The organism is Micromonospora sp. NPDC047527 (assembly GCF_040643015.1).
In the GTDB taxonomy this organism is placed as follows: domain Bacteria; phylum Actinomycetota; class Actinomycetes; order Mycobacteriales; family Micromonosporaceae; genus Micromonospora.
Map to the genome: position 1 here is coordinate 40,559 of NZ_JBEYTK010000011.1, position 20,890 is coordinate 61,448.

At 70.8% G+C, this 20,890-nt stretch carries 18 protein-coding genes; 14 read left to right on the forward strand and 4 right to left on the reverse strand.

Annotation, left to right across the window (positions count from 1 at the left end):
* Positions 1-159 precede the first annotated feature (159 nt).
* Complete coding sequence (locus ABZ808_RS28850; protein ID WP_357012470.1) at positions 160-972, forward strand: DUF3097 domain-containing protein; 813 nt, start codon at positions 160-162, stop codon at positions 970-972.
* A gap of 202 nt (positions 973-1,174) precedes the next feature.
* Here ABZ808_RS28850 and ABZ808_RS28855 read toward each other — a convergent pair whose 3' ends face one another.
* Complete coding sequence (locus ABZ808_RS28855) at positions 1,175-2,488, reverse strand: serine hydrolase domain-containing protein (protein WP_357012472.1); 1,314 nt, start codon at positions 2,486-2,488, stop codon at positions 1,175-1,177.
* Positions 2,489-2,597: 109 nt separating this feature from the next.
* On the opposite strand from ABZ808_RS28855, the gene ABZ808_RS28860 reads away from it, so the two are divergent.
* From ABZ808_RS28860 to ABZ808_RS28875, 4 genes are all read left to right on the forward strand, one after another.
* Positions 2,598-3,071 carry an NfeD family protein gene (locus ABZ808_RS28860; protein WP_357012474.1) on the forward strand — a complete coding sequence of 158 codons (474 nt, stop codon included), beginning with the start codon at positions 2,598-2,600 and terminating at the stop codon, positions 3,069-3,071.
* A gap of 4 nt (positions 3,072-3,075) precedes the next feature.
* Positions 3,076-4,182 carry an SPFH domain-containing protein gene (locus ABZ808_RS28865; protein ID WP_357012476.1) on the forward strand — a complete coding sequence of 369 codons (1,107 nt, stop codon included), beginning with the start codon at positions 3,076-3,078 and terminating at the stop codon, positions 4,180-4,182.
* A gap of 151 nt (positions 4,183-4,333) precedes the next feature.
* Positions 4,334-5,101 (forward strand): hypothetical protein, encoded by a 768-nt coding sequence (locus ABZ808_RS28870; protein ID WP_357012477.1) that lies wholly within the window; start codon positions 4,334-4,336, stop codon positions 5,099-5,101.
* 216 nt (positions 5,102-5,317) lie between these two features.
* Positions 5,318-7,513, forward strand: a complete 2,196-nt coding sequence (locus tag ABZ808_RS28875; RefSeq protein ID WP_357012478.1) for a transglycosylase domain-containing protein — start codon at positions 5,318-5,320, stop codon at positions 7,511-7,513.
* 202 nt (positions 7,514-7,715) lie between these two features.
* On the opposite strand, the gene ABZ808_RS28880 is transcribed toward ABZ808_RS28875, so the two are convergent.
* Entirely contained in the window at positions 7,716-8,072 is a 357-nt protein-coding gene (locus ABZ808_RS28880) for a DUF1330 domain-containing protein (RefSeq protein ID WP_357012479.1), read from the reverse strand.
* Positions 8,073-8,258: 186 nt separating this feature from the next.
* On the opposite strand from ABZ808_RS28880, the gene ABZ808_RS28885 reads away from it, so the two are divergent.
* Positions 8,259-8,840, forward strand: a complete 582-nt coding sequence (locus ABZ808_RS28885) for a TetR/AcrR family transcriptional regulator (protein WP_357012480.1) — start codon at positions 8,259-8,261, stop codon at positions 8,838-8,840.
* Here ABZ808_RS28885 and ABZ808_RS28890 read toward each other — a convergent pair.
* Positions 8,806-10,653 (reverse strand): thiamine pyrophosphate-requiring protein, encoded by a 1,848-nt coding sequence (locus ABZ808_RS28890; protein ID WP_357012482.1) that lies wholly within the window; start codon positions 10,651-10,653, stop codon positions 8,806-8,808. The two genes, ABZ808_RS28885 and ABZ808_RS28890, sit on opposite strands and share 35 nt — an antisense overlap.
* 68 nt (positions 10,654-10,721) lie before the next feature.
* On the opposite strand from ABZ808_RS28890, the gene ABZ808_RS28895 reads away from it, so the two are divergent.
* Together ABZ808_RS28895 and ABZ808_RS28900 are read left to right on the forward strand one after the other, a co-directional pair.
* The gene (locus ABZ808_RS28895; protein ID WP_357012588.1) at positions 10,722-11,582 is read left to right on the forward strand and encodes an RNA methyltransferase; all 861 of its coding nucleotides are present in this window, start codon (positions 10,722-10,724) and stop codon (positions 11,580-11,582) included.
* A 43-nt stretch (positions 11,583-11,625) separates the two neighbouring features.
* Positions 11,626-13,464: a PucR family transcriptional regulator gene (locus ABZ808_RS28900; RefSeq protein WP_357012483.1), complete on the forward strand. Its 1,839-nt coding sequence runs from the start codon at positions 11,626-11,628 to the stop codon at positions 13,462-13,464.
* A 117-nt stretch (positions 13,465-13,581) separates the two neighbouring features.
* On the opposite strand, the gene ABZ808_RS28905 is transcribed toward ABZ808_RS28900, so the two are convergent.
* Complete coding sequence (locus ABZ808_RS28905) at positions 13,582-14,934, reverse strand: hypothetical protein (protein ID WP_357012485.1); 1,353 nt, start codon at positions 14,932-14,934, stop codon at positions 13,582-13,584.
* Positions 14,935-14,982: 48 nt separating this feature from the next.
* On the opposite strand from ABZ808_RS28905, the gene murD reads away from it, so the two are divergent.
* The 6 genes from murD (at position 14,983) to ABZ808_RS28935 (ending at position 20,885) form a co-directional block, all read left to right on the forward strand.
* Positions 14,983-16,332, forward strand: coding sequence for a UDP-N-acetylmuramoyl-L-alanine--D-glutamate ligase (murD, locus tag ABZ808_RS28910; protein ID WP_357012486.1), 1,350 nt, complete (start codon positions 14,983-14,985; stop codon positions 16,330-16,332).
* Between the two features lie 71 nt (positions 16,333-16,403).
* Complete coding sequence (locus ABZ808_RS28915; protein WP_357012488.1) at positions 16,404-17,168, forward strand: protein phosphatase 2C domain-containing protein; 765 nt, start codon at positions 16,404-16,406, stop codon at positions 17,166-17,168.
* A gap of 180 nt (positions 17,169-17,348) precedes the next feature.
* Positions 17,349-17,729 carry a hypothetical protein gene (locus ABZ808_RS28920; protein ID WP_357012489.1) on the forward strand — a complete coding sequence of 127 codons (381 nt, stop codon included), beginning with the start codon at positions 17,349-17,351 and terminating at the stop codon, positions 17,727-17,729.
* A gap of 61 nt (positions 17,730-17,790) precedes the next feature.
* Entirely contained in the window at positions 17,791-18,804 is a 1,014-nt protein-coding gene (locus ABZ808_RS28925; RefSeq protein WP_357012491.1) for a UDP-N-acetylmuramate dehydrogenase, read from the forward strand.
* 252 nt (positions 18,805-19,056) lie between these two features.
* A complete protein-coding gene (locus ABZ808_RS28930) occupies positions 19,057-19,401 on the forward strand; it encodes a CATRA system-associated protein (protein WP_357012492.1) in 345 nt (114 codons plus the stop codon).
* Positions 19,398-20,885, forward strand: coding sequence for a CATRA conflict system CASPASE/TPR repeat-associated protein (locus tag ABZ808_RS28935; RefSeq protein ID WP_357012493.1), 1,488 nt, complete (start codon positions 19,398-19,400; stop codon positions 20,883-20,885). The genes ABZ808_RS28930 and ABZ808_RS28935 overlap by 4 nt, the downstream gene beginning before the upstream one ends.
* Positions 20,886-20,890 lie beyond the last annotated feature (5 nt).

Genomic DNA, 20,890 nt, shown 5'->3' on the forward strand with positions numbered 1-20,890 from the left:
TGCGGTGGTGCGGTGGTGCGGTGGTGCGGTGGTGCGGTGGTGCGGTGGTGCGGTGGTGCGGTGGTGCGGTGGTGCGGTGGTGCGGTGGTGCGGTGGGGTTTGCCGGATGGGCGGTGTGTCGGGGTGATGGGTGGAGGCGGCGGGGTTAGCGTGATCGACATGGCGGGGCGATACGGCGAGGACGTGCTGGCGGGGGACTGGCGACGGCGGAAGGTCACCCCGGAGGTGGACGCCGAGCCTGATCTCGTGGTGGAGGACGCCGACTCGGGGTTCTGCGGCGCGGTGGTGGGTTTCGAGGCCGGCGCGGTGGTGTTGGAGGACCGGCATGGCCGGCGGCGCAACTTTCCGCTGCTACCGGCGGCGTTCCTGCTCGACGGGCGGCCGGTGACGTTGCGCCGCCCGGGCCGTGCACCGGTGCCGGCGGCCCGGCGACGCACCGCGTCCGGCTCGGTGGCGGTGGACAACGTCCGCGCCCAGGTGGCCAAGGCCAGCCGGATCTGGGTGGAGGGCATTCACGACGCCGCGCTGGTCGAGCGAATCTGGGGTGACGACCTGCGGATCGAGGGCGTGGTCGTGGAGCCGCTGGACGGCATCGACGACCTCGACGCCGTGGTACGCGACTTCGGCCCCGGCCCGACCCGACGGCTCGGTGTCCTGGTCGACCATCTCGTGCCGGGCAGCAAGGAGAGCCGGATCGTGGCTCGGGTGAACTCGCCGTACGTGCTGGTGACCGGGCACCCCTACGTCGATGTCTGGCAGGCGGTCAAGCCGGCGGCGCTGGGCATCGCGGCCTGGCCGGTGGTGCCCCCGGGTCGCCCATGGAAGGAGGGCGTCTGCGCCGCTCTCGGTGTGGCCGAGCCGGCGGACATGTGGCGGCACGTCCTGTCTCGTGTGAACAGCTTCGCTGACGTGGAGACCCCCTTGATCAACGCGATGGAACGCCTCATCGACTTCGTCACCGAGCCCGCCTGACCCGGCAAGAACCGACCGCGCCGCGCTCCGTGCCGGGCAAGATCCGCACTATTTCCGGGATGTAGTGGCCTCGTCGACCCTTGGAGGCCACTACATCCATGATTGTGTGCCAGCCAGCCAGCCAGCCAGCCAGCCAGCCAGCCAGCCAGCCAGCCAGCCAGCCAGCCAGCCAGCCAGCCCCGCCCGGAACTGGGCGCGCGACTCAGGGTTCCTGGTCGGGCGTACGGGTGTAGACGAAGGTCGCGATGTCCAGCGCGACGGCTCGGCCCTGCTCGTCACGCACGACGGTGAGGATCTCGCCGTCCTGGTCGCCGGCGCGGCCCCGCCACCGGTCCGGACCAATGGCCACGAAGCGCAGGTCGGGTGCGCCGACCGGGCCGGCGTGCAGGTCACCCGCGCTGTCCGCGTACACCTCGATGGAGGTGCCCATCCACCACCAGCGGCCGGTCAGCTCCCGTAGCTCGGCGGGCGGCGCGGCCTCGGCCGGCCGCCACGGGGTGGCCGGCGTGGGCTCGGCGTCGAGCACCAGGGTGAGCAGTTGCCGGCCGAGCGCGCCGATGTGTCCGGTACGGAAACCGTACGAGTTGGCGAAGCCGACGACGGCGGTGCGGCTGGGCCGGTGTACGGCCAGCGAGGCGACGTAGCCGGGCATGGAGCCGCCGTGTCCGACGTACACCCGGTTGTCTTCGCGGTGGAGTTCGAGGCCGAGACCGTGCCCGTGGGTCCAGGACTCCAGGTCGCTGATCACCACGGGGGAGCACATCTCGGTCAGGGTGTCTGCGGCCAGCACCGACGGGTCGGGGTCGGCGAGGAACGCGGCCCAGCGGCCCAGGTCCTCGATCGTCGACCAGAGCTGCCCGGCGGGGGCCATCGACCCCGTGTCGGTGCGGGGCTCCTCGCGCAGCGTGTCGTGCCAGGGGTGGACGACGTAGCCGCGGGCGAACGGTTCGGTGGCGGAGTAGGTGGTGCGGCTCATGCCCAGCGGGGTGAGGACCCGCTCGTCGAGGAGGTCGGCCCAGGGCGTCCCGGTGAGCCGTTCGAGCATTCCGCCGAGCAGCCCGTACGCCAGATTGGAGTAGTGGTACGTGGCATGCGGTGGGTGAGCGATCTTGTCGGCGGTGAGCCCGGCGAGCAGGGTTGTCAGGTCGACGCCGGAGGTCCGCTCCCACCAGTCGCCGTCGGGTTCGCGCTGCATGCCGCTGGCGTGCCCGAGTAACTGGCGCAGCGTGAGCGCGCCGACGCCGGTGCCCGGCAGGTGTCGCTCCAGCGGATCGTCCAGGGCGAGTCGGCCGGCGTCACGCAACTGCATGATCAGGGTGGCGGTCATCGTCTTGCTGATCGAACCCAGCCGGTACTGCAGATCGACGCCGGGGCGGGGGTGTTCGCCCGCGGTGGCGAGGTGCGCCAGCGTGCCGTCGCGGACCACGCCGAGCACCAGCGACGGGACGTGGCCGTCGGCCTGGGCGCGGGCGACCTGGATGTCGATCTGCCGGGCGGTTTCGGGCAGCAGCGTCAACGGGAACTCCTCGTTCAGGCTGTCGGAATCGGACGGTGCGATTGCCGCCGCTGAGCCTAACGATCATCACGGGTGGGCTGCATGTGCATTTCCGTGTCACGATCGTGTTGTGGACGCCGTGGTGTGGATCGTATTGGGTGTGGTTCTGGCGGTCGCCGAGATCTTCACGGCGACACTGTTTCTCATCATGTTCGGGGTCGGCGCGTTCGCCGCTGCCGGCGCCGCGGCCCTGGGCGCACCGGTGGCCGTGCAGGCGCTCGTCTTCGCGGTGGTGTCGGCGTTGAGCCTGGTGCTGGCGCGGCCGGTCGTCCGGCGGCACCGCCGTTCCGCGTTGGAGAGCGGCGAGCAGCCGTTCGGCGTGGAGGCGATCGAGGGCTCCACAGCGCTGGTGCTGGAGCGGGTCGACGCCGAGCATGGCCTCGTCAAGATCGATGGCGAGTTGTGGACCGCGCGGGCATATGACACGACGCAGACTTTCGAAGCCGGTCAACGGGTTCGGGTGATAAAGGTCCGGGGCGCGACAGCCCTGGTGTGGCAGGACGATGTTTCTTCCGCCAGCGAGCTGCCGGAAGCGAGAGGGTGAACTGATGGAGTTCATAGGTGTGCTGATCATCGCGGTGGCGTTGATCGCCGTGATTACGCTGGCTAAGGCGGTGCGGATCGTTCCGCAGCAGCGCCAGGATGTGGTGGAACGGCTCGGTAAGTACAAGCGCACCCTCAGCCCTGGCCTCAACCTGCTGGTGCCGTTCGTCGACGCTGTGCGGACGAAGGTCGACATGCGGGAGCAGGTGGTCAGCTTCCCGCCGCAGCCGGTGATCACCTCGGACAACCTGGTGGTCTCGATCGACACGGTTCTCTACTTCAAGGTGGTCGACTCGGTCCGGGCGACCTACGAGATCTCCAGCTTCCTGCAGGCCATCGAGCAGTTGACCGTCACCACGTTGCGTAACGTGATTGGCTCGCTGGACCTGGAGCGGGCGCTGACCAGCCGCGACGAGATCAACCGGCACCTCTCCGGGGTGCTGGACGAGACCACCGGCCGCTGGGGCATCAAGGTGACCCGGGTGGAGATCAAGGCGATCGAGCCGCCGGCCAGCATCCGTGACTCGATGGAGAAGCAGATGCGCGCCGAGCGGGACCGTCGCGCGGCGATCCTCACCGCGGAGGGCCACAAGCAGTCGGTGATCCTCACCGCCGAGGGTGACAAGCAGTCGGCGGTGCTGCGCGCCGACGGTGACCGGCAGGCCCGGATCCTGCAGGCCGAGGGTCAGGCGAAGGCGATCCGGACGGTCTTCGACGCGATTCACCAGGCGAACCCGAGCCAGAAGGTGCTCGCCTACCAGTACCTGCAAGCCCTGCCGCAGATCGCCCAGGGCAGCGCCAACAAGGTCTGGATCATCCCGGCCGAGCTGACCAAGGCCCTGGAGGGCATGGGTGGCGCGCTCGGCGGGCTGAGCCAGATGGTGGGGGACCTGCCCGCACCGGAGGCGGCCGAACACGCGAGCCAGGTGGAGCGGGAGGCCGCGGAGGCGGCGCAGGCCGCGGCGGATGCCGCCCAGCAGATCCACGATGAGGTACGCGTCGCCGAGGCGCAGGCCACCGGCGGCAACAAGCCGCAGGGGCTGCCGGCCCCGGAGCCGGTGTCCCCGGCCAGCCTGACCGAGGACCCGGCCGACCAGCGCGAGCGCGGCTGATCCAGCACTCCGGCCGCCCGGCCGGGTAAATGCGAGAAAGACTCATGGGGCGCTCCGACGCCTGCCACGATCGGTCCTAGGACGGGTGGTGAGCAGGTAATCGGGGCGCCCCGGCGCGTCTCGCACCGCTCGTGGACGAGCGAGGTGACGCATGAAGGATCCCGCGAATCGGATGTGGTCCTCGACCCCGGTGCCCGGCGCGCACGATCCGATCGGCCCACTGGGTTCCCGACGCAGTGGCGGCGGGTTCGGCGTACTGCCGTTCGTCGACGAACCGACCCCGGCCGGGCCGGCGACGAACGCCAGTTGGGCCTGGTCGCTGCGCCGGTTCGCGCGGGCCGCGGTGTGGCTGCTGCCCGCGTACGCCGTCCTCTACGGCGTGGTGGCGATGGCCAGCGACGGCGGGGTGGGCAACGACCCCTATCCCGCCGACGGTCAGGCCGCGTACCTGATCGGCTGGGTGGCCGCGGTCTGGCTCGGCCTGCTCGCGCTGCTGGCCCTCACCGGGTTGCTGGCCGCCACCCGCAGCCGCCGGGTGGCCGTGGCGGGATTGCTGGTCAGCATCGCCGGGACCGTGCTGATGCTGCCCTTCGCGGGGCTGACCGAGCAGACGCCGGTCTTCGGCACCACCGCGCGTTCGCTGGTCCTGGTGGGTGCCACCTTCTACAGCGTGGGCTGGTTCCTCATCGGGTGGGCGGTGGCCCGATCCGGCACGTTCAGCCTCGGCGACGGCGTCATGCTGATCATCGCCGCGCCGCTGCTGGGCCTGGGCGGTGCCCTGATCGGCTCGCTTCAGACGTTCGGCGCGATCTTCGTGCTGATCGCCGGCATCGGCATCGGCTACCGCTCCGGCCGCCTGATGCCCCGCGAAACCGTCCGCGACGCCGCCAGCGCCAGCCTAACCACCCCAAACCCCTAACCCTGGCCTCCCGCCCCTCTGGCCCTCGTTGATCATGGAGTTATTGCCCTTCGCGTCGGCGCGTCGGGGCAATAACTTCATGATCACCGGGGCGAGGGTGGGGGAGGTGGGCGGGGAGGGTTGGGTGGGGGTTGGCTGGTGGGGGGGCGGTGAAGTTGCTGACAGTTGGCCTGCGGGGGTGGTCGGTTGGCGGCTTTCGTGGCAATCCTGGGGAACATGGCCGCCTCTCGCTCGCCGCTGTCGCGGCTGTTCACCGTGCTGCTCGCCGGCTTGCTGGCCGGGCTCGTCCTGGCACTGGCCGCGCTGCCGGGCAACCTGCTGCTCGGGTTCGCCGCCCGGTCCGCGATCGGCACGTACGCCGCACTGCCCGAGGCGTTGCGCACCCCCGCCACCCCGCAGCGGTCGTACCTCTACGCGAACGACGGCAAGACGCTGATCACGACGTTCTACGACGTGAACCGCACAGACGTCGCGCTGGCGGACATCGCTCCGGTGATGCGGCAGGCGATCGTGGCCGCCGAGGACCGGCGGTTCTACGACCACGGCGGCGCGGACGTGCGGGGCCTGCTCCGGGCGCTGGTGGCCAACGTCAAGGGCGGCGGCACCGAGCAGGGTGGCTCCACGCTCACCATGCAGTACGTCCGTAACGTCCTCAAGACCGACCCGACGCGCAGCGCCGAGGAGCGGGCCGCCGCCACGGACCCGACGGTGGGCCGCAAGGTCCAGGAGATCCGGTACGCGAGCGCGCTGGAGCAGAGCCTCGGCAAGGACGAGATCCTCAACCGGTACCTGAACATCGCCTACTTCGGCTCCGGCGCGTACGGGATCGCGGCGGCCAGCCAGCGCTACTTCGGCAAGCCTCCGGCGCGGCTGACCCTCGCCGAGTCGGCGCTGCTCGCCGGCCTGGTGCAGTCCCCCGACGCGTACAGCCCGATCGACGGGAACAAGGACGACGCGCTGGCCCGCCGGTCGTACGTGTTGGACTCGATGGCCGAAACCGGGGCGATCACCGTCGCGCAGGCCGCGCAGGCGAAGGTGGAGCCGCTGACCCTGCACCCCACCGCCCAGCCCAACGGCTGCACCGCCGTCTCCCAGGGTCACGACGGTTGGGGTTACTTCTGCGACTACCTGCGCCAGTGGTGGCTGACCCAGCCGGCGTTCGGGGCCACTGTCGCGGAGCGCGAGCAGGCGCTGCGCTCGGGTGGCTACACCGTCGTCACCACCCTGGACCCGAAGGTCCAGGCCACCGCGCAGCAGCAGGCCACCAAGGTCTACGGGTACGACAACAAGCGCGCCCTGCCGATCGCGGCCGTGCAGCCGGGCACAGGGCAGGTGCTGGCGATGGCGGTCAACCGGCACTACAGCCTGGCCGACAACCCGGCCGGGCAGGTCAACTACCCGAACACGGTCAACCCGCTGATCTCCGGTGGGCCAAGCGTCGACGGGTACCAGGCGGGTTCGACGTTCAAGCTGTTCACCATGCTCGCCGCGCTGGAGTCGGGCCGTACCCTCTCCACCGGCTTCGACGCGCCCGCCAAGCTGCCCACCCGGTACGCCGCCGAGGGCCCGGGAAGCTGTGACGGCCGCTGGTGCCCGGTCAACGCCAACCCGGACTGGATGGACGGGTACCGGATGATGTGGGACGGCTTCGGCCGCTCGGTGAACACCTACTTCGTCTGGCTGGCCGAGCAGGTCGGCGAGGACAAGGTGGTGGAGATGGCGCAGCGGCTCGGCATCACCTTCCGCGCCGACTCGGACGCCGCCTTCGCCAAGAACAACGCCGCGAACTGGGGTTCGTTCACCCTCGGCGTGGCCGCCACCACCCCGCTGGACCTGGCCAACGCGTACGCCACGGTGGCCGCCGAGGGCACCTACTGCACACCGGTGCCGGTGGTTTCGGTGACCGCCGCGAACGGCGAGAAGATGCCGGTCGGGCAGCCGTCCTGCAAGCGGGTCCTCGACGCCGACGTGGCCCGCGCCGCGACCGACGCCGCTCGGTGCCCGGTGGGCCAGCAGTCGCCGTACGGGCAGTGCAACGGCGGCACCGCCACCGCTGTGAACAGCATCCTCGACGGCCGGCCGGCCGCCGGTAAGACGGGCAGCTCGGAGGAGAACGCCACCGAGACGTTCGTCGGCTTCACCCCGCAGGTGGCGGTCGCCGGCATCGCCGCCAACCCGGACGACCCGACCGACTCGGTGGGTTCCGCCGTGCAGGCCAAGGTGATCGACGCGGTTGCCCGGGTCATCGCCACGGCCGTCAAGGGTCAGCCGGAGAAGGCGTTCACCGCACCCAGCCGCGAGCTGGCCGGTGAGCCCCGCCGTCCGGTCACGCGCGCCCCGGCCACTCCCGACCGCGAGCCCTCCCAGGATCCCCGCTCGGCCCTGCAACGCTGGCTCGACCGCCGGGGCTGATCGGCGCTCACGCCGCGCCCGGACGGTCACGCCTCTGCCGCTACCGGCGTCACGCGCGCCGTAGGGCTGCTGGCGTCACACGCGGCGAGGGCTGCTGGGCGTCGCGCGCCGTGATGCTGCTGGGCGTCGCGCGCGGCGAGGCCACTGCCATGGGGTTTCCCGGCAGTGGCCTCGGCGGCGAACTCGTCCTGGTCGCCTCGAGTCAGCGCGAGGCTGCCGCGATCGCGGCGCGGACCTGCTGGGCGAAACCGGCGACGGTGAAGTCCGGGGCCAGGCTGTCGATCAGGATGAGGTCCGAGATCGCGTTGTTCGTCCGCAGCGGCAGGATGGCCTGGTACTCGGGCGAGTTGTACCAGTTCTCGGCGTCGGCGCGGGTGGGGAACTCGATCAGGACGACCGACCCCGGCCACGCGCCCTCGACCACGTCCACGTCGCCCTGGGCGAGCCACTTGCCGCCGTACGGGTGCACGGTGGCCTCGACCTGCTCCAGGTAGGTCAGCCCTGCCTCGTTCGGGACGCCACCCGGAATGCGCAGGTGGTTGATCAGGTAGGTGCTCATCGTGATCTCCAGTCGTCGAGCTTTTTAGATGACGCCCGTAATCTAACTGGCGAGCGCAGGTCGCGACAAGTTTTGGATTAGGTTCATCCTCTATAATCGGGGGAGGTTGGTCGGTGAGCAGGTGAGAGGGGCGCGGCAGTGGGTCGGACATCACGTGCCGAGGCGGCGAGGCACCGCGAGGAAGTGGTGGCCGCCACCTCGAGACTGCTCCGTGAGCGAGGCGCGGCGGGAATGAGCGTCCAGGACATCATGGGTGCCGCAGGGCTGACCCACGGTGGGTTCTACAAGCAGTTCAGCTCGAAGGACGAACTGCTGGGCATCGCCGCCACGACGGCCTTCGGTGAGCTCCTGGCCCTGTTGGCCCAGCTCGGCGACGAGCTACCCGATGGGTCGGAAGCGTGGTCCGCGCTGCTGCGGCACTACCTGTCGCCGGAGCATCGCGACGCGCCCGGCACGGGATGTGCCAACACCGCGCTGGCCGCCGACGCCGCCCGGGCGTCCGCCGACAGCCCGCTCCGCACGTCGTACGTGGCCGGCGTGGAGGAGACCCTCAAGCGGCTGACGAACCTTGAGGACGCCCTCGGCCGAGGCGAGAACGAAGCCCGCCAACGGGCGATAGTCGACCTCGCGACGATGGTCGGTGCGCTCACGCTCGCCCGCGCGACGGGACAGACGCCCCTGTCGGAGGAGATCCTCCAGACCACACAGGAAGCCCTGTCGACGGCCGACCCGGTCAACGCTCCCGGCGGCGAGGGCGGTAGCTGCTGATCGTCGCGGGCAGGCCGCGCCGAATGATTCCGGCCCAGTCGGTGTCACCTCGCAGCACCGCCGCCGCGGTCTTGCGCGCCTGCTCGGCGGTGAAGTGCGGCGGCAGCATCAACTCGGCCGGGTCGACCAGCGCGTTGATCACCACTGGGCGGTCGGCGGCGAGCGCCTGGTCCCAGACGCCCGGCACCTGGTCGGGGTCGTCGACCAGCTCACCGTGCAGCCCGAGCACCTGCGCCCACTGGTGGTAGCCGATGTCCGGCAGTTGCTGGCTGTCCGGGAACATCGGCGTTCCCTCGCTGGAGCGTTGCTCCCAGCTGACGAACGCCAGATCCCGGTTGTTGAGCACCAGCACCACGAAACGCGGGTCGGCCCAGCCGCGCCAGTACTTGGCCACGGTGATGAGCTCGTTGACCCCGTTCATCTGCATCGCGCCGTCGCCGATCAGCGCCACGAGTGGCCGGTGCGGGTGGGAGAACTTCGCGCTCAACGCGTACGGCATGGCCCCGCCCATGGACAGCAGGGTGCCGGAGAGACTGGCCAACATGCCGGGCCGGACCTGCACGTGTCGCGCGTACCAGGCGGTCGCGGTGCCGCAGTCCACGGCGAGCATCACGTCGTCGGGGAGCCGGTCGCTGAGGGTGCTGAACAGCAGTTGCGGGTTGACCGGGTCGGCGCTCTGCTCGGCCAGTTCCCGTTGCACCCGCCGCCACGCCGAGGTGGCCTCGGCGATCTCCGCCCGCCAGGCGGTCGGCCCGGGGCCGGGGCCCAGCTCACGCAGCAGCGCCCGCAGGGTGGGCCGGGCGTCGCCGGTCAGGTTCACCTCGGTCGGGTACCGCAGCCCGAGCTGGGTGCCGTCCAGGTCGATCTGCACGGCACGGGCTTTCCCGGGCGGCGGGTAGAACTCCGAGTACGGCATGTTGCTGCCCACGATCAGCAGCCTGTCGCAGTCGCTCATCAGCTTCCAGCTTGGTCGGCTGCCGAGCAGCCCGATCGCGCCGGTCACCCACGGTTCCCGGTGGTCCACGGCCGTGAAGCCGAGCAGCGCGGTGGCCACCCCGGCGCCGAGCCGATGGGCGATCTCCCGGACCTCGTCCTGCGCGCCGAGCGCGCCCTGCCCGACCAGCATCGCGACCTTCTGCCCGCCGCGCAGCACCTCGGCGGCCCGGCGTAGATCCCCCTCCGGCGGCACCGTCGGCGTGCTGCTCGGCACGTTGCTGGTGTGGTAGTAGCCGTGCGCGTACGGCGGCTCCGGAACAGCCGGCTCGTCCTGCAGGTCCGACGGGAGAACCAGGGCGGTGACGGTACGCCGGGCCAGCGCCGTGCGGCACGCCCGGTCGACCAGGTGGCGGACCTGCGCCGGATGGTCGAGCTGCGCCAGGAACGCCGCCGCCACGTCCTTGTAGAGGGCAAGCAGGTCGACCTCCTGGTAGTAGCCGCCGCCCTCAGCGGTGACCGCGGTGTGCCCGACCAGGGCGATCACGGGCTGGTGGTCGAGCTTGGCGTCGTACAGGCCGTTGAGCAGGTGGATCGCGCCCGGTCCGCTGGTCACCAGCGCGCAGCCCAGCGGCCCTCCGCCGTACTTGACGTGCGCGGAGGCCGCGAAGCCGGCGGTCTCCTCGTGCCGCACCTGGATGAACTGGGCGCGCCCGCCGGTGCGTTGCAGCGCGGAGGTGAGGCCGTTGATGCCGTCGCCGGGGTAGCCGAAGTAGCGGTGCACTCCCCAACTGCTCAGGCGGGAGACGATGTGGTCCGCGACGGTCGGGCGGCGGGGCAGGGTGCCCGCTTCGCCCGGCGAGGTGTGGTCCGCGCTCACCTGACTGGTCCTTCCCGTCGAGTCCGACACTCGGCCGGCCATTCCCGTTCTTCACCGGACAAAACACCCTGCCGGGCGGGCGTCGGAGCGCGAGGTTCGCCGTCCGGCAGAATCGTCGGGTGCCCGTCCACCAGATCACCGACCCCGACGACGACCGGATCGCCGACTACCGCGCGCTCACCGACGTCGAGCTGCGCACCCGCTGGGAGCCGCCGCACGGCCTCTTCATCGCCGAGGGGGAGTTGGTGCTGCGTCGGGCGCTGCGCGCCGGCTACCCGGCCCGGTCGTACCTGGTCGACGCCAAGCGCATCGACCAGCTCGCCGACCTGGACACCGGCGACGCGCCCGTGTACGCGGCCACCCAGGACGTGCTCCAACGGGCCACCGGCTTCCACGTACACCGGGGGGTGCTGGCGTCGTTCCACCGCCGGCCGCTGCCGACGGCGGCCGAGGTGCTCGCCGCCGCGCGCCGGGTGGTGATCCTGGAGGACGTCAACAACCACACCAATCTTGGCGCCATCTTCCGGGCGGTCGCGGCGCTCGGCGTGGACGCTGTGCTGCTCTCGCCGAGCTGCGCCGACCCGCTCTACCGGCGCAGCGTCCGGGTCAGCATGGGTGAGGTGTTCGCCGTGCCGTACGCGAAGCTGGACCCCTGGCCGGACGCGCTCGCCGAGGTCCAGGCGGCCGGGTTCGCCGTGCTGGCGATGACCCCGGCACCGGACGCGGTGCCGATCCAGCGTCTCGACGCCGCCCAGCGGGCCCGTTCGGCGCTGCTGCTCGGTGCTGAGGGTGCCGGGCTGACCCGGGCCGCGATGGACGCCGCCGACGCCCGCGTGGTCATCCCGATGCGCCGCGGCGTCGACTCACTCAACGTCGCCGCCGCCACCGCTGTCGCATGCTGGGAGTTGAGCCGCGACGACCCTTGGTGACGCTCGTCGGCAATTGTCGAGATCTGGCGTAACGGAGGGTAGCGTGTCGGCCGTGTTCCCTACCGTCCGTGAGGTCCTCGCCCTGGACCCGGTACGCCACGGTACGCCGCGCGTGGTCGCCGGGAACGCCGGGCTGGACGGTCCGGTCCGCTGGGTGCACGTCGCCGAGGTGCCCGACATCGCCACCCTGCTCGGCGGCGGCGAGTTGGTGCTCACCACCGGGATCGGGCTGCCCGGCGACGACGCGGGACTGCGCGCGTTCATCGGCGACCTCGCCGATGTCGGCGTCTCCGGGCTCGTCGTCGAGCTGGGCCGCCGTTACGGCAGCGGCGTGCCCCGGGTGATGATCGCCGCCGCCGAACGGCGCGGACTGCCGCTGGTCGAGCTGCGCCGGGCAACCCCGTTCGTGCGGATCACCGAGGCGGTGCACGCGCTCATCGTCGACGCGCAGCTCACCGAACTGCGCGCCACCGAGGAGATCCACCAGCGGTTCACCGACCTCTCCGTCGAGGGCGCCGACGCCGCCGAGGTGATCCGGCAGGCCGCCGACCTGTCCGGCTGCCCGGTGGTGCTGGAGAACCTGTCCCGGCAGGTCCTCGGGTACGACCCGGCGGGGGAGAGCGCCGAACTGCTGCTGGACGGCTGGGAGCAGCACTCCCGACGGATCCGTCCGGCCGGGCGGACGGCGTACGACCCGGCCAGCGGCTGGCTGGTGACGGTCGTCGGCGCCCGGGGGCAGGACTGGGGGCGGCTGCTGCTGCGCTGGCCGGCCACCGGGGACCTGCCCACCCACCGGGCCGGCGAGTCGACGCCGCCGGACGCCGGACCACCCACCCGACTCACCATCCTGATCGAGCGGGCCGCGTCCACCCTCGCGCTGGGCCGGCTGATCCGCCGCGACGCCGAAGGGCTGGAACGGCAGATCCACCGCACCCTGCTCACCGCTCTGCTCGACCACTCCCGGCCGGTGGACGAGGTCGCGCTGCGCGCCAAGGCGCTCGGTGTGGTGCTCGATCGCCGGCACCTCGTCGGGGTGATGGTCCGGCACCGCGCCGACGACCCCGCTGGCGAGGGCGGCCCCGAGGCCGGCCAGGCCCGGCTGCGGGACCTGTCCGAGGCCGTCGGCCAGGCACTGCGGGAGGCGAAGCTGACCGCGCTGACCAGCGCCGTAGACGACAACGCGGTGGGTGCGCTGCTGGCCCTGCCGGACCCGGCCGCCGAGGACCGCGCGCTGTCCGCGTTCGCCGGAGCACTACGTCGGGTACGCCTCGACGGCGCGGTCCGCGCGACGTCCGGCACCGAGCCGGCGCGGGCGGCATCGGTCGTCGAGGTGTCCCGGGCGGCCCCCGGCTCCGAGGTGTCCCGGGCGGCTTTCGGCGGCGAGGGCGCCCGGGTGGCGAACGATCCGGCCCGCACCGCCGGTGGTGCGCCGGGCGGATTGATCGTGGCGGCCGGGTCCGGGGTGGGCAGCCTGCGGGAGGCACGGCGGTCGCTGGTCGAGGCGCGACAGATCGCCGAGGCGGCCCGACGGGACCGGCGTGACCTGCCGGTCTTCCGGCTGCCGCACGTCGGGCTGGCCGGGCTGCTGCACCTGCTGCGTGACGAGCCCCGGTTGCAGACGTTCGTGGAGCGGGAACTCGGCGCGTTGCTGGAGTACGACGCCCGGCACCCCCGGGAGCGGCTGCTGGACACCCTGCGCGCGTACCTGGAGCAGGGGCGCAACAAGACCGCCGGCGCTGCCGCCGCCCACCTGTCCCGGCCGGCCTTCTACGAGCGCCTGGCCCGCATCGCCCGCATCCTCGACGCAGACCTGGATTCGGTGGAAACCAGCCTCTCCCTCCACGTGGCACTCCTGGCCCTGGAGGCGGTCCGCACCCCCTGACCCCGGCCCAGCCCTCCGCCCGCGTTGATCATGAAGTTGTTGCCGTGACTCGCCGGCGCGAGTGGCAATAACTTCATGATCAACGGGGGGAGTGGGGGGAGTGGGGGGAGTGGGGGGTCAGGCGGTTAGGTCCGTCAGGGCCTTCGCGTAGGTTTCGGGGATGTGGTTGGGGCCGCCGGGGGTGAAGACGTCGGAGGTGGCCACCGCGGACCAGGCGGTTGCCGGGACGGCGTCCACCAGGGCTCGGATCACCGGGGCATCGCGCCACTGGTCCTGCTCGGCGAGCAGACCAAGGGCCACCACCGATTCCTCGACCTCGCCCACGCACTCGAACGGCTTGTGTCCGTCCACGCCCAGCAGCTCGCGGTAGCCGGGAATCTGCTCCGGGTCGGCGAGCAGGTCGCCGCCGAAGATGTGGGTGACCCGCTCGCGCGGCATGAACGGCGCCATCGCCAGGAAGACGAACCGGCACTTCGGGCAGTCACGGCACCAGCGCTCGCTCGCGCCGCGCAGCTTGAACGCGGCGTTGCAACTGGTCACCACGTCGTCGTACCGGGTGAACTCGGCGAACAGCCGGGCGATGTGCAGCTCAGACAGCGAACGCAGCAGCGAAAAGTACGGCTCGGTCAGGCCGGCGTGCTCGGCCAGCGCGGCCCGCAGCAGCCCTTCGGCCTCGACGCCCTTGGACCACTGGTGGTTGATCTCGTGGCCGTCCCAGATGAGGTTCGGGTCGGACGCGGAGCGCTCGTTGGACATCACCACCGGGCCGAGCCCGTGCAGCACGGCGGTGGCCACCGCGATCAGCGAGTTGATGGCGGTGACCGGGATGTGCCCGTTCAGCGCGCCGGCCGCGTTCAGGTCGAACAGCACCGGGTCGATCCGCCGCCGAGCGGCCAGCGGGGTCAATCCGGACGCCTCGTTGACCGAGACGATCACGTGGTTCGGGTTGACCGAGAACGGCACCGGGTCCAGCTCGGCGCGGCGCAGCGCCTCCAGGCTGACGATCGAGTCCTTGCCGCCGCCGACGGCGGAGAGCGGGCGACGGTCGGAGTTGTCGTACACCCGTGGCGTCTCCGGGGAGCCGGCCGGCACCTCCGGGCGCAGGTGGAGCACGTGCGGCAGCTGGTTGCGGTACGCGTACTCGGCGAGGCCCTTGGTGTAGACGGCCGTGACGTAGTCGACGGTGGCCGCGCCCAGCGGCGCCGGCAGCACCAGCCGGGGCGGCGCGGCGGCCTTGTAGTAGCTGACCCCGGCCACTACGTGCAGCAGTTCGAGGACCCGGCCGAGGGTGGCGACCGTCTCGTCCGACGGCGGCTCCGCCGGCAGCGGAAGGGTGATCACCTCGGTGAAGCGTTGCTCACCGGCCGGGCCGGTCAACGCGTAGTCGAACAACACCTCGCCGGTGGCGAAGTCGATCGAGTAGGACGGGAAGGTAAAGGCATCCATCCGCCGCAGTTGTCCGTTAGGCACAGGTCATACTAGTCCGAGCCCGCCCGCTTGCGAGCAAGGAGATCATAGGTGCACCTGGCTGACCTGCGCGGACGCTCCGTGGCCGTCTGGGGTACCGGCCGTGAGGGCGTGGCCGCTGTCACCGCCGTCGCCGCACACGGGCCGGCCGGCCTGGTCGCCGTGGACGACCGGACGAACTTCCTGTCGCTGCCGTGGGAGGGGCCGGTCGCGCAGGCAGCGCCACTGGTCACCGGCGAGGATGGGCTCGCCCGGCTGGTCGCGGCGGACGTGGTGATCCGCTCTCCGGGGGTGCCGCAGACGCATCCGTGGATGACGGAGCTGCGCCGACGTGGCGTTCCCGTGACACAGGGGACCGCGCTCTGGATGGCCGACCACGCGGCCCGCACCGTCGGGGTCACCGGCAGCAAGGGCAAGAGCACCACCTCCAGTCTGATCAGTCATCTGCTGAACGCGGTCGAGCGGCCGAACCTGTTCGGTGGCAACATCGGCGTGCCGACGCTGGAACTGCCGGACGCCGATCTCTACGTGCTGGAACTCTCCAGTTACCAGTGCAGCGACCTCACCGACTCGCCGCGCGTCGCGGTCGTCACCGCGCTCTTTCCCGAACACCTGGACGCGCACGGCGGCGAGCGGGAGTACTACCGGGACAAGCTCAACCTGATCGCACACGGCCCGGAGACCGTGGTCGTCAACGGCGCCGACCCGCGGCTCAGCGCGGAGCTGGGCGACCGACCGGTGGTACGGGCCGGGCTGCCCGGCACCACCCACGTCGACACCGGTCCGGACGGGACGCCCTGGTTCCATCTGCGTGGCCAACCGCTCTTCCCACGCGCCGTACTGCCGCTGGTGGGGCGGCACAACGAGAGCAACCTGTGCGTGGCGCTGGCCGCGCTCGACGCGCTCGGCGTCGACGTGGTCGCCCGTAAGGACACTCTCGCCGTGGCGATCGCCGAGTTCCAGGGCCTGGCGCACCGGCTCACCGAGATTCCCGACCCGTCCGGCCTGACGTTCGTCGACGACACCTTGGCCACCAGCCCGTACGCGGCGATGCACGCGATCGACGCGTACGACGGGCGGCCGTTGACCGTGATCGTCGGCGGCAACGACCGGGGGGTGGACTACACCCCGCTGCGCGACCACCTGGCGGAGCGGGAGATCGCCGTCATCGGCATTCCAGACAGCGGCCCTCGGATCGTCCACGCGCTGGACGGGCTGCCCGGGGTGCGTTGCGAGATCGTTGACGATCTGACAGCTGCCGTCCGGCAGGCGCGGAAGATCACCCCCGCCGACGGCGTCGTGCTGTTGTCGCCGGCCGCGCCCAGCTATGGTCAGTTCCGCAACTACGAGCACCGCTCGGAGGTGTTCCGCGAGGCCATCGCGGAAACCCTGGCCGGCTGAGCGGAGAATCCTCCCGAAGCCCGTCAGCTTGAGCGGGCTGCCGTCCCCGCGCGGCCCGGGATGAGGACGTCTTGGACTTCGCTTTCGCCACAGCCCCCGGGTCGGATCGGCCGAACGAGGACCACGTGGTCGTGGCGGCCGACTATGCGATCGTGATGGACGGGGTCACGCAACTGCCCGGTCTCGACACCGGCTGTGTGCACGGTCCGGCATGGCTGGTGCGGCAGTTGGGCGATTGCCTGTCCCGGGCGTTGACGGACGGTCCGACGGAGTCGCTGGCCCTGATCCTGGCCACCGCCATCGAGCAGGTGTGTGACCAACACTCGGGCCGCTGCGATCTGTCGAACCCGCACAGTCCATCGTCGACGGTTGCGATCGTGCGCGCCCAGGTTGAGCAGGTGGACTATCTGGTGTTGTGCGACTCGTCGGTGGTCTTCGAGAACGGGGACGGCCTCACCGTCGTCCATGACGACCGCACCGACACCCTTCCGGCTTACGACCGGCACACGGTGGGTCGCCTCCGCAATCAGCAGGGAGGCTTCTGGGTGGCGTCGACCGATCCGGCGGCGGCGGCCGAGGCCGTTACCGGTAGCGTGGCGTCCTCGGGGCTGCGTCGGCTGCTGCTCTGCACCGACGGGGTCTCGCGCCTGACCGAGTTCTTCCAGCTCACCTGGGCCGACGTGTTCGGTATCGCCGAGCGGTCCGGACCTCGTGCGGTGATCGACGCCGTTCGCGAGTACGAGGCCAGCCGACCGGAACTGCTGGTGCGAACGGGACGCGGTCCGGTCAAGCAGCACGATGACGCCACGCTCGCCGTGCTCCGCCGTCCGGCCTGATCGGACTGCCCATTCGCGTCATTCGTATTGACGGGTTTCCGACGGCGTTGTTGCCTGGACGAGCGAGTGGCGATGCAATACTGCGGTTCTCACCTATGGAGGACCATCACCCACGACATCCGGCACCTACCGAATGTGGTGGCAACGTGGTCTCGGCCGGTTCGACGGGATGTGCCAGCTGTGATCGAGGAGACGGGCAGTCCGATGTCCTCCGACGACCTGTATCGAATGGCGGCCATGGACGCCAAGATGTTGCAGGACCGGATCTTGACGGCGGCTGGAAGTGGCATCGACGTCAGCGACGGACGTCCGGCGGCGCTGGCACTCGCGGAGGCCCTTCTCGCTGTCGTTCAGGACTACCTTGAGCGAAGCTCGAACGAGTACGACGTGGAGTTGTTTCTCGAGGTGAACGGCACCCGGCCGGACGACGTCACGTCATGGCCGGTCAACATTCTGGCGGGCCTCATCCTGCGACGGACCCCGGCGGCCGACCGGCATTCGATCTGTGAGCGGGCGGTGCAGATCGCCGCCCGGCGGCTGCGGTCGCCGTCCGGTTCCTGAGTCACCTGCTCGATCCGCACAAGCGGCGAGCATCGGTTGGGCCGGTCAGTAGTCTGGCACGGTGACTACCACGTTTGCGGATCTGACCACGATGCGGGTCGGTGGTCCGATCGGTCGCCTGTACGTTCCGGAAACCACCCGCGAGGCGGTCGACCTGCTGCAACAGGTCACCGCCGCCGGTGATCCGCTGTTGGTGATGGGCGGCGGGTCGAACCTGGTGGTGGGCGACGTCGGCTGGGACGGAACGGTCATCAAGATGGCCAGCTCGGAGTTCGACATCGATGGGGAGTTGCTGACTTCCGCAGCCGGCGTCGAATGGGACCGCCTGGTCGCGGCCGCCGTCGACGCGGGGCTTGCCGGCCTGGAGGCACTCTCCGGGATCCCCGGCCTGGTGGGTGGTACACCGGTGCAGAACGTCGGCGCGTTCGGCACGGTCACCTCGGATGTCCTTCACTCGCTGTCCGTCTACGACCGGCAGACCGGCCAGGTCGAGCGGTGGACCCCGGACCGCTGTGGCTTTGGCAGCCACCGGCAGTCCGTCTTCAAGCACAGCGACCGGTGGGTTGTGCTGGAGGTGACGTACCGCCTGCGCAGCGGTGGTCAGTCTCGGCCCATCGAGTACGCGGAACTGGCCGGCAGGCTGGGCGTCGAGATCGGCGGCACCGCCTCTCCGGCCGACGTGCGCGAGGCGGTGCTCGCCCTGCGACGCGGCCGGGCCATGGTGCTCGACCCGGACGATCACGACACCTGGAGCGTGGGCTCCTTCTTCATCAACCCGGTCCTCTCCGAGGTGCCGGACAGCGCACGCGACTGTCCCCGCTACCCGGATGTCAAGGGCATCAAGTTGCCGGCGGCCTGGCTGATCGAGCGGGCCGGATTCCCTCGTGGTTACGGCACTCAGTGGGGAGACGGCACCGTCGCCTTGTCCAGCCGGCACACGCTCGCGGTGACCAATCGGGGCGGAGCAACGACGTCGGAGATCATGAAGTTCGCCGCGCACATCCGGGCCGGGGTCGAGGCGCGTTTCGGTGTCCGCCTCAATCCCGAATGCGATCTGGTGAACTGCTCCTTCTGATCGGCTGCTCGACCGCGGTGTCGGTTAGCCGACATGATGGCCGGCCAGCTGCCCGGTCGGCCGCAGCCGTCGGCTGCTGTTCCTCGCTGACCTGCGCGGACGACTACCGTCTATGGGATTGCGATGATCGCGGTCCCCTGATCGGACGGCCTTTTCCGGCCGGATCGGATGACGGCTGGGCAACCGTTTCGGTTTCGGGTCGCCTCTGACGGGCGGCTCTCGCGGAACCGCGGCCGACTATCATCGCTGTCGATGATGGACAAAGATGCGGTTGAGTCAAATCGAATCCTTCACTACGCCATCGAGGCGTTGGGTGAAGTGCGCCATTCCCGGCTGTCGACCGAGAAATGGAAGCTGTTCGGTGGCTACGTGGCGCGGATGGACGCGGCGCTGGATCGGGGTGACCTGGCCGAAGTCAATCTGTGTCGACAGCAGATCGAGGCGCTCGAGACGCTTCAAGGGGCCAAGGCGGGCCTCGGGGGCGGGCCCGAGGTGCCGCTGCCGGTGGGGCTGCGGCAGCAGGCCGACCGGCTGACCGAACGATTGGGAAAGGGAAAGGGAAAGGATCCGGGGGCACGCGCCGGCCGGCCGCGATGAGGCTGCACAAGTACGCCCTGCACGTGTACACCTACTTCCACCGGCTGCGGGATGTTGCGACGGCCGATCGAATCGTCACCGCGTGCGGCGCCCTCGGCATCACCGAAACAGCCGAGCTGCCCCGCGTGCCGACGAACACACCGCGCGCCGTCCAATCCCTCGATGACCCTGGGCCTGACCATGACCCGGACCGCAAGGCGGTCCGGCAGGCGTTGCGGTACACCACCACCAACCTCGACGCCTTCCTGGTCTGCCTGGCGCCACCCGACGGCTCCGCGGACTGGCGCGAACTCGACCGGGATTGGCGACACGCGGCGGGCGAGGCCACCGACGAGGACTGCACCGGTCAGGTACGGCTGTTCTACGCGCTCTACGACGGCGACGCAGCCGCCGCGGATCTCGTCGCCGCTGCGCACGCGGCCCTGCCGGATGGTCTGGTCACCGCAGGCGATCAACTGATCGAGCCGGCTCCCGGCTGCTGTCTCTGGGAGGTTCGCTCCGCCGACCCGGACCGGCTCGAACGCGTCTTCGTGCTGCTTGCCCCCACGACGCGGGAAATGGTGAGCGACTCCTGGGTGTGGCCGCACGGCGACGCCAGGCTCCGGCCGCTGCCTGGCTACCTCTGGGAGATGGCCAAGATCCGGCACGAGGCCCGCCGGTTCAGGGAACGCCGTACGCAGGATCGGCAGAGCCGCTTGTACGACCTCGCCACCCAGGTGGAACGCGGCGAGCAGACGTATCCGGAACCGAGCAAGACCCGCGAGGAGAGACTCCGCAAGCTCCGGCGCGAGACGGCGTTGGGCGTCGCCGACGAGGCCGACCTGCGCTTCATGTCCCAGACGATCAAGGCCGCCGAGCACAACGCCCGGGCCTGGCTACTCGACTGGGCCGACACCCTGGCGATCCGGGACCGCCACGCCTGGGCCGAGGGCCTGACCGGCCCGGTCGCCGCGGACCGGGAGTACGTGGCCTGGCTGTCGAGCGAGATCGACGATGCGACGGACATGGCGCACAACACCGTTGCCTACGCCGAGCCGATGGCGCAGATCGGATCGGCCGACCTGGAACAGCAGCTACGGGATCTCAGCGAGCGCAACGAGGTCACGACCGCCCTGCAGACAGCGGTTCTCGCCGCCGTCGGTCTGCTGCTGACGGCGTCCCAGTCGCTCAATTACAACATGCCGATCTACGCATCGTCGCGCGCGCCGTTCATCGTCTCGGTGGCCGCCGGCGGGCTGCTCCTGGTGCTCGCCGCCGCGTTCCCGTCGGCCCGCCAGTTCCGGTGGCGGTTCTGGGTCGGCATGGCCACCGCCGGGTTCGCCGCGTCGGTGGCCTGGTTCGTGACGACCTGCCTGGTCCGCTGGCAGACCGCGCAGCCGCCCAGCCCGTCGGTCACCGGAGTCTGCTCGGCCGCTGCCGGGGTGGTGGCGTTTGTCGGCTGGCTCGCACGGCATTTGATCAGATCACGACGCGAACTGCGATGACCCGC